The sequence below is a fragment of the Boseongicola sp. genome (assembly GCF_057460485.1).
Genome location: NZ_JBVCWP010000126.1, coordinates 1 through 10,972 on the forward strand (window position 1 = coordinate 1; position 10,972 = coordinate 10,972).

Consider the following 10,972-nt stretch of genomic DNA (forward strand, 5'->3'; position numbering starts at 1 on the left):
GCGGGCCTCAGAGAGGCGCTAAGCTATAGCCTGCGCGCTCTAGCGCACGCAGGACGCCGCTTTCTCCGGACAAATGCGCGGCACCGACAGCAATGACTGCATTCTTGCCGTCAACCATCTCGTGGATCATCGGCTCCCAGTCGGCATTGCGGTCAATCAGAAGCGATGTGTTGACTTCGTCAAACAGTGCCTGCCCGTTTTCGATCCCGGCCCGGTCCACCATGATCCGGCCAAATTCCCATCCTTCGCGGGTGCGGCCGTCAAAATATGCCTCGATCAGCGTCGATGTATTGGCGTTGCTGTCGTCTGTTGTATTGAGCGTCAGTCGAAGTCCGTCCATCTGATCCTCGAAGGGCGCATCGGCGAAGATACGGATTACCGTCTCCACATTATCCAGCGATTGGATTGGCACCCCGACGTCTAGGGCCACGCTCTCAAGCTGGCGGTCGAGACCCTTGGCACCGGTCTTAACCAGCGCCAAAGCGCAGGGCGGGATCGCAAGCGTCAGGTTCAAGTACCAAGGCTGAAATTGCGCCGCGACAAAGGCTGGAATGCCAAGCGCCGACAGCTGTTCTTCGGCCTTTGTCCAATCCTCGGGCGACAATAAATCAATCAGGGTCGGGCCTTCGGTGATGAAGAACAGATCGGGCTTTGATGCCGCCATCGCGGCCAGGCCTGCCTCGTCTTCAGACGTTGCCTCAAGGATTAGGACGTCCGCATCGCGTAAAAAGGGGTCAATGCGCTTTGCCAGCCCGTCCAGTCGGGCATCCGGGACATGCAGCGTTCCTGCAATAACAACGGTCCACTCGCCCTTATCAGCGCGCCAAAGATTTCCGACAGGAAAAGCATGCGGCGCAACCAAAGCATCAAGTCGGGCTCGTTCTGCGGGGGATAGTTCATCGATCAGATCAATCGTCCCACAAGATTGCGCCATCGCCACAAGCGGCGTCAGGAGCATCGCCAAAACCATAAAAAGCAGTCGTACCATCAGATCATTTGCCCTGTATTATCGGTGTTTCCACTATGATGGCCCGGATATCAGGCGGAAGAAAGGCCGGATTGGGATTGAGATAGGGTGAGAAATACACGAGCGATCCCCATAGTTTTCGGCGTGTGCCGCGGACAACCTGCGAATGAGTGAAAACCTGAGCAATTTTTCCCCTGCGCCTGGTTGACAGGCGCGGGCACGTTCCTTATCTCCCAATCGTTAGCACTCACTAGAGATGAGTGCCAATCCACTAGCAACTGAACCAAGGAGCGTTCAATATGGCATTTACTCCGCTGCACGACCGCGTACTGGTCCGCCGCGTAGAAAGCGACGATACGACCAAAGGCGGTCTTATCATCCCTGAAAGCGCAAAAGAGAAGCCAGCCGAAGGCGAGATCATTTCGGTCGGCGAAGGCGCACGCAAAGACTCGGGCGAGCTTATCGCACCATCTGTCAAAGCAGGCGACAAGATTCTCTTCGGCAAATGGTCCGGCACAGAAATCACGCTGGACGGCGAAGAGCTGCTCATCATGAAGGAAAGCGACATTCTCGGTACGATTTCCTGAGCAACGTCACTTCCATCAATCAACTGAAATTTCAGACAACCAGGAGCAATCAACATGGCTGCTAAGGACGTCAAATTTGGTACCGACTCGCGCAACCGCATGCTTAAGGGTGTAAACATCCTTGCGGACGCAGTGAAGGTTACCCTCGGCCCCAAGGGCCGTAACGTCGTGATCGAAAAATCTTTCGGCGCACCACGCATCACCAAAGACGGTGTAACGGTCGCTAAAGAGATCGAGCTTGAAGACAAGTTCGAGAACATGGGCGCGCAGATGGTGAAAGAAGTCGCCAGCCGCACCAATGACGAAGCCGGCGACGGCACAACAACTGCAACGGTTCTGGCGCAAGCCATCGTTCGCGAAGGCCTAAAATCGGTTGCCGCTGGCATGAACCCGATGGATCTTAAGCGCGGCATCGACCTTGCAGTCACCAAAGTTGTGGCACACATCAAAGCAGCTGCCCGTGACGTGAAAGACAGCGACGAAGTCGCACAGGTCGGCACGATCTCTGCGAACGGCGAAGCCGACATCGGCCAGCAGATCGCAGACGCGATGCAGAAAGTCGGCAACGACGGCGTGATCACTGTTGAAGAGAACAAGGGTCTCGAGACCGAGACCGAAGTTGTCGAAGGCATGCAGTTCGACCGTGGCTACCTATCGCCATACTTCGTCACCAACCCTGACAAGATGGTCACCGAGCTGGAAGACGTCGTCATCCTGTTGCACGAGAAAAAACTCTCATCGCTGCAGCCAATGGTTCCGCTTCTTGTGTCGGTTATCCAATCGCAAAAGCCACTTCTCATCATCTCAGAAGATGTCGAAGGCGAGGCTCTTGCCACGCTCGTCGTCAACAAACTGCGTGGTGGTCTGAAGATCGCAGCTGTCAAAGCACCGGGTTTCGGCGATCGCCGCAAAGCCATGCTTCAGGACATCGCGATCCTCACCGGTGGTCAGGTGATCTCCGAAGACCTCGGCATGAAGCTTGAATCTGTCACAATGGACATGCTCGGCACAGCCAAGCGCGTTTCGATCACCAAGGACGAGACAACGATCATCGAAGGCCTCGGCGAAAAAGCCGAGATCGAAGCACGTGTTTCCCAGATCCGTCAACAGATCGAAGAAACCACGTCCGACTATGACCGTGAGAAGCTTCAGGAACGTGTTGCTAAGCTTGCTGGTGGTGTTGCTGTCATCCGCGTTGGCGGCATGACCGAAACCGAAGTGAAAGAGCGCAAAGACCGCGTTGACGATGCACTGAACGCCACCCGCGCGGCCGTTCAGGAAGGTATTGTTGTTGGTGGTGGTGTGTCTCTGATCCAGGGCGCGAAATCGCTTGCAGACCTCAAAGGTGCGAATAGCGACCAGGACGCCGGTATCGTTATCGTGCGTAAAGCTCTCGAAGCACCGCTGCGTCAGATCGCCGAGAACTCCGGCGTCGACGGTTCGGTTGTCGCGGGCAAGGTTCGCGAAAGCAATGACCCGACGTTTGGCTTTAACGCGCAGACCGAAGAATATGGCGACATGTTCAAGTTCGGCGTTATCGACCCGGCCAAGGTTGTTCGTACGGCTCTGGAAGATGCAGCATCGATCGCCGGTCTTCTGATCACGACGGAAGCCATGGTCGCTGACAAGCCTGCCAAAGAAGGCGCAGGCGGCGGCGGCGGCGGCATGCCCGACATGGGTGGCATGGGCGGCATGATGTAAGCGACTTCCGACCTGCTTGCGGGCCGGAACCGCGTTACCCGACGGGCGGTTTGCACAGCATTTCGTCATCCGGGTTTACGTCACTACCCAAAAGAAGGGGCGCCCGTTGTGGCGCCCTTTTTCTTTTGTCGTCATCAAATTGCAGCCTTAGTTTGGTCGTGACCCCGTAAGGATACTCGCATGTTACGTCACATCATTAGGCATCCTGACAAACCAAGCGCGACGCAAGCAGATCGCGCCGCATTGAAAGCTACCATCGAAGCCTGCGCAGACCACTCCGACGTCCGCTCCGCGACCTGCGGCTTCACTGTCAGACCGGGATCAAACCATTTCGACCTCGCTATGACCGCCGACTTCGACGAGACATGGCCGCGTTTCGCCGTGACGTCGAAAGCGACATGCATGAGGTCTACGTCGCAGCCCGCGCAAAACACGCGGACTCACTCGAGACATTTTCGGAAACAAAAGACCCCTTCTGACGAAATCTTCTTGCGCGGTCACTCAAAAATCCCTAAACCTTCGCAGGTGCAGAAAATGGGAATGTTGCAATGCCGCATGACGGGACCTCTCCAATGATTGAAACACCTGTACTCCCCGACCTTCTGGCGCTGACGAAGGAGGCTGTTCCAGCCGCCGAATCTCTGCTGGACCGCGCCAAAGACGTTGTCCGCGCTCAGGTCAGCGACGGCGACCAGGTCAGCGCGTCCCTCATCGAAAGCCACCAAACTGCAGTCCATGGCCTCGCTTGGGTCGCCACCTATGTCGAAGCGCTCCGCCAGATGCAGCATTGGGCCGAAGCGCTTCAGGCTGACGGGAAATTTGGCGAGCTGGAGCAACTGATCCACCAGATCACCTTCGGCGAATACCTCTGGCAACTTTATGGCGGCATCCCGATGAGCCAGGGCGAGATTATCCGCCCGCAGGACCTTGGCCTGACACAAGATGACCAGCGCACGATGATGGCCCCTGCGGTCATGACCCTGACCCAACAGGGCAATACACAAGCCGCCCGCCTTCGCCTTGTCGCGATCATGCGCGAGCGCACCGCCGAGATCACTATCGGAGCAACAGGCCTTGATGACGAACTTGAAATGATCCGCGAGCAGTTCCGCCGTTTTGCAAAAGATCGCGTGGAACCCAATGCCCATGACTGGCACCTGAAAGACGAACTGATCCCGATGGAGATCATCGACGAGATGGCCGAAATGGGCGTCTTCGGCCTGACGATCCCGGAGGAATACGGGGGGTTCGGCCTGTCAAAAGCCTCCATGTGTGTAGTGTCCGAAGAACTCAGCCGCGGCTATATTGGCGTCGGCTCCCTCGGTACGCGCTCCGAAATAGCCGCCGAGTTGATCCTTTGCGGCGGCACCCAAGCGCAGAAAGAAAAATGGCTTCCTGGCCTCGCCTCAGGTGAAATCCTTCCAACGGCGGTTTTCACTGAACCAAACACCGGTTCAGACCTTGGGGCCTTGCGCACCAAAGCGACCAAGACCGGCGAGACCTGGACGATCAAGGGCAACAAAACCTGGATCACCCACGCCGCCCGCACCCACGTCATGACGGTTCTTGCGCGTTCAGTCCCCGACACCAGTGACTATCGTGGTCTGTCGATGTTCTTGGCCGAAAAGACCCCTGGCACCGACGAGGTCCCGTTCCCGGACGATGGACTTTCAGGCGGCGAAATCGAGGTTCTCGGCTATCGCGGCATGAAAGAATACACCGTCAATTTCGATGGCTTCGAGGTGAAGGGCGAGAACCTTCTCGGCGACACAGAGGGTCAGGGCTTCAAGCAGTTAATGCAGACGTTTGAAAGCGCGCGCATCCAGACCGCCGCTCGCGCCATTGGCGTCGCGCAATCCGCGCTTGATGTGTCGATGCAATACGCCGAAGACCGCAAACAGTTCGGAAAATCGCTCATCGAGTTCCCTCGAGTGGCGTCCAAGCTGGCAATGATGGCCGTGGAAATCATGGTTGCGCGCCAGCTCACCTACTTCTCGGCCGCCGAAAAAGACAACGATCGCCGCTGTGATTTAGAGGCGGGCATGGCGAAGCTTCTTGGCGCCCGCGTGGCTTGGGCTGCCGCCGACAACGGGTTACAAATCCACGGCGGCAATGGGTTCGCTCTGGAATACAAAATCAGCCGCATCCTGTGCGATGCCCGCATCCTCAATATCTTTGAAGGTGCAGCAGAAATTCAGGCGCAGGTTATCGCGCGTCGTCTTCTGGCCTGATCCCACGGGCGATCAAATCAACAAACCGCTGCCGCGCTGCTGGCAGCGGGCGATCGCCAAGCGTCGGTGCAAAATGCTGACCCAGAAAATGCCCTGTTACCCCAAGCCCCTCCAGAACATCCCGGTCGCTGCCTTCGCCTTCACCAACCAAAGCCGGCGACAACGGCAACATCCGGTCCGCCCATTCCCCAGCCCCGACCCGCGACACCGCGCGTCCCGACTTTGGCGATACAAACACCAGATTGTCCGAGCGATCCGTTACCGCGCAACGCCCAAGGTCCAGCCCGAAGCCAAGATCATCCAGAAGCGCCAACTCCCAGCGCAGATACCCCAGCTTCCAAAACTCGCCTTCACCGATCATGTCGAGAACGGCCAATGTGCGGCGATATAAGTTAGGATGCGCCTCTCGCTCGGGCATCACAAACGCCAGCAAAGACGTCACCGCATTCAGCGCCGCCAAGGTGTCCCGCGCGCCCATCAAATCAGCGCGGCTTCGCACTGGCTCAACAGTAAACGCGCCCAGGTGTTCTTCAAGCCGTGCACGCCACGCCAGATCAAGCTGCGCCCCCGGCTGCAAGACAGGCGCGATCTTGCGACTGGTCCCGCCCCGGACAACGCCCGCATGCCGCCCCCGACCTTCGGTAAAAACGTCTATGATCGCGGATGTCTCGCCATGCTTGCGCACAGTCAAAAGCACACCCTCTTCGCGCCAATCCATGAAATGCTTATCCCGCCTCAAATCCGCGGATGCAAAGCCTCATGCAAGGCTGGGGTCATCCAGCAAATGCCGCCCCTGCCGATCCTCGACCTCGATCACCCAAAGATCGGAATCAAATGACCGCTGCTTTGTGACGCTGATGTCAACATCAGCCTCGAGGCCCTCAACATGAACAATCCATTGCCGCTCGCCGCTCATAATATCAAAAGACCGGTGATAACAGCAGGCCCGCCCGTCCAGGGTATTCAGCTTCACCAACACAGCCCCCGCCGTGTGATCGCCCCGCGCCACAACAAACGCCGGGATATCCGCCAAACGACATCGCGTCAGATAGGCCGCGACCCAGATTTCAGATGTCAGCCGTGGCGTCATCAGTTGCCGTCCGAAAAGTCGAGCCCCATCTCGGAATAGCGCTCTTTCTCATCAAGCCAGTTCGGCCGCACCTTCACCTGCAAAAACAGGTGCACCTTGCGTCCGAGAAACTCGGAAATCTCGACCCGCGCCAATTGCCCGACAACCTTAATTGTCTCGCCCTTCTTGCCAAGCAGGATACCTTTATGACCATCGCGAATGACATAAATGATCTGATCAATCTTCACCGACCCATCATCGCGTTCTTCCCAAGACTCTGTCTCGACCGTCAGTTGATACGGCAATTCCTGATGCAGGCGCAGCGTCAGCTTTTCGCGCGTCATCTCGGCGGCAATCATCCGCATTGGCAGGTCAGCGATCTGATCCTCGGGATACAGCCAAGGCCCCTCAGGCAAGACACCTGAAAGCCATTTCTTAAGGTGATCGACGCCGTGCCCCTTCTCGGCCGAAATCATAAACGTCTCGGTAAACGCGAACTTTTCGTTCATCTCTTCGGCCAGCTTCAACAGAACCGGCGCTTCCACACGGTCGATTTTGTTGATCGCCAGTGCGACAGGGGCCTGGCCGACGCGGTCGCCTATGCTTTCCAAAATCGCCTCAACGCCCGGCGTGATGCCCCGGTGCGCTTCAATCAACAACACGACGACATCTGCATCAGACGCGCCGCTCCATGCTGCGGCCACCATGGCGCGGTCTAGGCGACGGCGCGGCCGGAACAGTCCCGGTGTGTCGACAAACACAATCTGAGCGTCACCCTCAAGCGCAACGCCACGGATACGCGCCCGCGTTGTCTGAACCTTGTGCGTCACAATGGACACCTTCGCCCCGACCATGCGGTTCAAAAGTGTGGATTTTCCAGCGTTGGGTTCCCCGATAAGGGCCACGAACCCGGCGCGGGTGTTTGGAGAGTTTTCTGTCATATGCCAGCCAGTATGTGATTCTGGGTGCAAGGGCCAGACGGGAAGGGTTTTGGCGTGAAAACCGACCGTCGCAGCCAGAAGTGCCCTTTCATTTCCATATTTCCGTCCCGTTGATGTCGTTTCTCGCTGCTAACACTCTATCATTATTGGATTATTTTTGGTGTTTCTATGGGATTACTTCGTTTTCTGTTTCGCCGGGGAGGCCCGTCTTCGGTTGCTGTCGAAAAAGACCGAGCCAGACGAAAGGATATCCCTCAGATTGTTGGGACAGGACCAGCGCCACCAAGATCGCAGCCCCGCACGCTTCCGCCCAAAGCTATTTCGCCAGAGAAGCCAGCGCAACCCGCTGGACCACTCCCTCCACCAGACCCTTCGGCGCAGCAAAATGTCACGCTGCCTTACTGTCGCTAAGCCAAGCGCGAAGAACGGGCAGAGCGCGCTCAGATTGTGTACCGTCACGCCTGCACGCCAGGACCCACGATCCTTAAGGGAAAATGCTACGTCATCGACGGTGACACCATTTCTATCAACAGCGTTCCAATACGGCTTGCAGGGATTGATGCACCCGAACTTGATCATCCCTATGGTAACAATGCCAAGTGGGCGATGGTCGCAATCACGAAAGGGCAGATCATCACGGCCAGGATTGCACCCGAGATGAGCTACGATCGCACGGTCGCTATCTGCTGTCTTCCAGACGGTCGTGACATTGCCGCCGAACTGGTCAAGCAAGGCCTCGCGCTTGACTGGCCGCTGTTCTCGAAGGGTCTCTACAAAGAGTACGAGCCCGAAGGCGTTCGTCGAAAACTCTGGATGACCACCAAACGTCAACCGCCGCCAGCGAATCGCTAAGCGGCCTCTACCCGTGCCAAAAGCGCCTTCGCCGATGCTTGCTCGGCCGCGCGTTTTGACGTCGCCCTCGCGGTTTCGGCCTCGCCGGTGCTTAGACGCGCTTCAACCGTAAACATCGGCGCGTGGTCAGGGCCTTCGCGCCCAATTGCTTCATAGGTCGGAGGCGCCAATCCGCGCGCCTGCGCCCATTCCTGTAACGACGTCTTAGGATCGCGCGCGTCGCCTTCAACGGTCTCGATGCGCGACTTCCACAACTGAAGCACAACATCGCGCGCCGCCGCGAAACCTGCATCCTGATGGACGGCAGCAATCACCGCCTCCATCGCGTCAGCCAACAAGGCATCTTTGCGCCGCCCGCCGGACATCATCTCGGATCGCCCAAGCCGCAGCACAACACCAATGTCGATATCACGCGCAACCGCAGCGCAGGTTTCCTTGCGCACCAAGGCATTAAACCGGGGCGCAAGTTGCCCTTCGGCAGCACTTGGGTCCGCATCCAAAAGTGCCTCGGCAATCACCAGCCCAAGCACGCGATCACCCAGAAACTCCTGACGCTGGTTGTCGGGGCGGGTCTCGCTTGCGATCGAAGGGTGCGTCACGGCCCGGATCAGAAACTCCGGCTGCTTGAAGGCGTGCCCAAGTCGGGCGGCAAACGCATCAAGTTCAGCCGAGGTCTTCATCACTCAATTGCCTTAAAGAACCGGTCCATGCGCCATGTCCACACGAAGAACAACGACCGGCCCGCCGACGAAAAGACCACGCGATCCGCACGCCCGATCAGGTTCTCAAACGGCACAAGTCCCACGCCAGAAGGCTGCGGCACGCGGCTATCGGTAGAATTATCGCGGTTATCGCCCATGAAAAAGTACATGCCTTCAGGCACCCGCGTGACGCCTGTGTTGTCCAGACGTGTCGGACCGGCGTCCAAAACAGAATGCTGAGTACCGTCGGGCAGCGTCTCGACCGCCTTCGCCTTCGCGCATTCATCGCCAAACGACACGCGCATTTCGATACAAATCGGCGTCGTCCCAATTGGACCCTGCCGCTCGTAGATTTCGGTGAACATTCCCTCTTGAACCAGCGGAGCAGCCGAGCCGTTGATATACAAAACGCCGGTCCGCATCTGAATAGTATCACCCGGAATGCCAATCAAACGCTTTACAAAGTCCTGCCCGTTCGACGGATGGCGAAAGACAACAACGTCTCCCCGCGCGGGTTCTGCGCCCCAGATACGCCCGTCAATAGGACAGATGCCGAACGGACAGGAATACTGCGAATAGCCGTAAGCCATCTTGTTGACGAACAGGAAATCACCAATCAACAAAGTGTCTTTCATTGACCCCGACGGGATCCAAAAAGGCTGAAAAAACAAGGTGCGGAAGACACCCGCAATCAAAAGAGCATAGACAACGGTTTTGATCGTCTCGACGATCCCGTCTAGGATCGTACTGGTACTGTCGGACATCTGTGTTCAGCCTCTTTCAGGTCGAGGCTTTCTGAGGCGTGGCGGATGCCCTGTCAAGCAAGCCGCCGCGTTGCCTCGGGCGTCGGAATATTACCAGACTGTCCAAGGGCGCGCGCCTCAATCAGCACAAAGGCCTGTGCCCAGGGGTGATCATCGGTCAATGTCACATGGATTACGGCCTCAAACCCCTGCGGCGTCATCGCCTCAAGCCGCTTTTGCGCCCACCCCGTCACATGCATCACCGGCTGGCCGGACGACATATTGGTGACCGACATATCCTTCCACGCAATCCCCATGCGAAGACCTGTGCCTAGCGCTTTGGAGCACGCTTCCTTCGCCGCCCAGCGCTTGGCATAGGTTCCGGGCGTATCCGCGCGCCGCTCGGCTTTTGCCTGTTCAATATCCGTGAATACACGGTTGCGAAACCTGTCGCCATGCCGCTCAAGAACGCCTGCAATGCGCTCGATATTGCAAAGATCGGTGCCGATACCAAGGATCATAGGCCTGCCTGCGTTACTTCGCTTGCCATATGAGGCCTCGACCGCTGGCTTGGCAAGGTTTTGGCAACCGTGTTGGTCTAAGCATCATCGCTATGGGGCTAAACCTTATCTTTGCATTGATGCTGTGCCGCTGCGGTGACCTGGCGTGGAATACCTCGCTGGCTGATGCCCCGACCGTCCGCCGTGTGATGATCGACAGCGTCAAACCCGGGATAACCAGCAAAGCTCAGTTGCGCACGGGCGCTCAACCGGTCGACGCAACACATGCGTTAAAACGCTCTGCGGGAGTTTCGTGTCCCAGCGTCTTTCGAGGCCGTTCGTTGCGCTGTCCTGCGACAGCACTCAGCTTTGCTTGGCTATGTATCGACAAATCCGTGCCATTTGGAAAGTACTGTCGCTGCAAGCGCTTAGTATTTTCGTTTGTACCGCGCCTATCCCGGTACAATCCGCGCGGTCAGAACGCGGATCGACGCGGTGCCAAACAACCGCCCAAAGCCCGCATCAAGCACCCGCGCTGCGCGCATAGAGCCCGCTATAATTCTTCTGGCGGAAAACAACACCGCATACCCAAGAAACACGACCGATGAACAGGCCATTAATGCCCTATATAGAAACCAGACATCCCACATCGAGGCGTCTCGCGGCAAAGCGATTGCAGA

The 10,972-nt window shown here is 57.5% G+C and carries 11 protein-coding genes and 2 pseudogenes; 4 read left to right on the plus strand and 9 right to left on the minus strand.

The features are described 5' to 3' along the window. Positions 1-7 precede the first annotated feature (7 nt). Positions 8-988, minus strand: coding sequence for a TraB/GumN family protein (locus AC221Y_RS14080; RefSeq protein ID WP_486707562.1), 981 nt, complete (start codon positions 986-988; stop codon positions 8-10). A gap of 278 nt (positions 989-1,266) precedes the next feature. On the opposite strand from AC221Y_RS14080, the gene AC221Y_RS14085 reads away from it, so the two are divergent. From AC221Y_RS14085 to AC221Y_RS14095, 3 genes are all read left to right on the plus strand, one after another. After that, on the plus strand, positions 1,267-1,554 hold the full coding sequence (locus tag AC221Y_RS14085) for a co-chaperone GroES (RefSeq protein WP_299754044.1): 288 nt from the start codon (positions 1,267-1,269) through the stop codon (positions 1,552-1,554). A gap of 54 nt (positions 1,555-1,608) precedes the next feature. Next, positions 1,609-3,255 carry a chaperonin GroEL gene (gene groL, locus AC221Y_RS14090; protein WP_486707563.1) on the plus strand — a complete coding sequence of 549 codons (1,647 nt, stop codon included), beginning with the start codon at positions 1,609-1,611 and terminating at the stop codon, positions 3,253-3,255. Positions 3,256-3,803: 548 nt separating this feature from the next. Then, a complete protein-coding gene (locus AC221Y_RS14095; protein ID WP_299754046.1) occupies positions 3,804-5,486 on the plus strand; it encodes an acyl-CoA dehydrogenase family protein in 1,683 nt (560 codons plus the stop codon). Here AC221Y_RS14095 and recO read toward each other — a convergent pair. From recO to era, 3 genes are read right to left on the minus strand one after another with little or no spacing between them, the layout of a single operon-like run. Then, positions 5,461-6,204, minus strand: coding sequence for a DNA repair protein RecO (gene recO / locus AC221Y_RS14100; RefSeq protein WP_299754047.1), 744 nt, complete (start codon positions 6,202-6,204; stop codon positions 5,461-5,463). The two genes, AC221Y_RS14095 and recO, sit on opposite strands and share 26 nt — an antisense overlap. A gap of 39 nt (positions 6,205-6,243) precedes the next feature. Beyond that, positions 6,244-6,576 carry a DUF1491 family protein gene (locus AC221Y_RS14105; protein ID WP_299754048.1) on the minus strand — a complete coding sequence of 111 codons (333 nt, stop codon included), beginning with the start codon at positions 6,574-6,576 and terminating at the stop codon, positions 6,244-6,246. After that, positions 6,576-7,496: a GTPase Era gene (gene era, locus AC221Y_RS14110; RefSeq protein WP_299754049.1), complete on the minus strand. Its 921-nt coding sequence runs from the start codon at positions 7,494-7,496 to the stop codon at positions 6,576-6,578. Before era ends, AC221Y_RS14105 begins: the two co-directional genes overlap by 1 nt. A gap of 447 nt (positions 7,497-7,943) precedes the next feature. On the opposite strand from era, the gene AC221Y_RS14115 reads away from it, so the two are divergent. After that, positions 7,944-8,348, plus strand: a complete 405-nt coding sequence (locus tag AC221Y_RS14115; protein ID WP_299754050.1) for a thermonuclease family protein — start codon at positions 7,944-7,946, stop codon at positions 8,346-8,348. Here the strand turns inward: AC221Y_RS14115 and rnc are convergent. The 5 genes and pseudogenes from rnc to AC221Y_RS14140 all read right to left on the minus strand — a co-directional run. Then, a complete protein-coding gene (gene rnc, locus AC221Y_RS14120) occupies positions 8,345-9,028 on the minus strand; it encodes a ribonuclease III (RefSeq protein WP_299754051.1) in 684 nt (227 codons plus the stop codon). The genes AC221Y_RS14115 and rnc overlap by 4 nt on opposite strands. Beyond that, positions 9,028-9,813, minus strand: coding sequence for a signal peptidase I (lepB, locus tag AC221Y_RS14125; protein ID WP_299754052.1), 786 nt, complete (start codon positions 9,811-9,813; stop codon positions 9,028-9,030). Before lepB ends, rnc begins: the two co-directional genes overlap by 1 nt. Before the next feature lie 53 nt (positions 9,814-9,866). After that, positions 9,867-10,313 (minus strand): holo-ACP synthase, encoded by a 447-nt coding sequence (acpS, locus tag AC221Y_RS14130; RefSeq protein ID WP_299754053.1) that lies wholly within the window; start codon positions 10,311-10,313, stop codon positions 9,867-9,869. A 244-nt stretch (positions 10,314-10,557) separates the two neighbouring features. Then, positions 10,558-10,746, minus strand: a pseudogene (locus AC221Y_RS14135) (IS30 family transposase); the annotation flags it as partial. Further along, a pseudogene (locus tag AC221Y_RS14140) lies at positions 10,745-10,972 on the minus strand (LysE family translocator); the annotation flags it as partial. The pseudogenes AC221Y_RS14135 and AC221Y_RS14140, both read right to left, overlap by 2 nt.

Coding starts and splice junctions, on each gene's coding strand:
- AC221Y_RS14080 (WP_486707562.1), bottom strand. CDS start 988: ATGGTACGACTGCTTTTTATGGTTTTGGCGATGCTCCTGACGCCGCTT.
- AC221Y_RS14085 (WP_299754044.1), top strand. CDS start 1,267: ATGGCATTTACTCCGCTGCACGACCGCGTACTGGTCCGCCGCGTAGAA.
- groL (WP_486707563.1), top strand. CDS start 1,609: ATGGCTGCTAAGGACGTCAAATTTGGTACCGACTCGCGCAACCGCATG.
- AC221Y_RS14095 (WP_299754046.1), top strand. CDS start 3,804: ATGCCGCATGACGGGACCTCTCCAATGATTGAAACACCTGTACTCCCC.
- recO (WP_299754047.1), bottom strand. CDS start 6,204: ATGGATTGGCGCGAAGAGGGTGTGCTTTTGACTGTGCGCAAGCATGGC.
- AC221Y_RS14105 (WP_299754048.1), bottom strand. CDS start 6,576: ATGACGCCACGGCTGACATCTGAAATCTGGGTCGCGGCCTATCTGACG.
- era (WP_299754049.1), bottom strand. CDS start 7,496: ATGACAGAAAACTCTCCAAACACCCGCGCCGGGTTCGTGGCCCTTATC.
- rnc (WP_299754051.1), bottom strand. CDS start 9,028: ATGAAGACCTCGGCTGAACTTGATGCGTTTGCCGCCCGACTTGGGCAC.
- lepB (WP_299754052.1), bottom strand. CDS start 9,813: ATGTCCGACAGTACCAGTACGATCCTAGACGGGATCGTCGAGACGATC.
- acpS (WP_299754053.1), bottom strand. CDS start 10,313: ATGATCCTTGGTATCGGCACCGATCTTTGCAATATCGAGCGCATTGCA.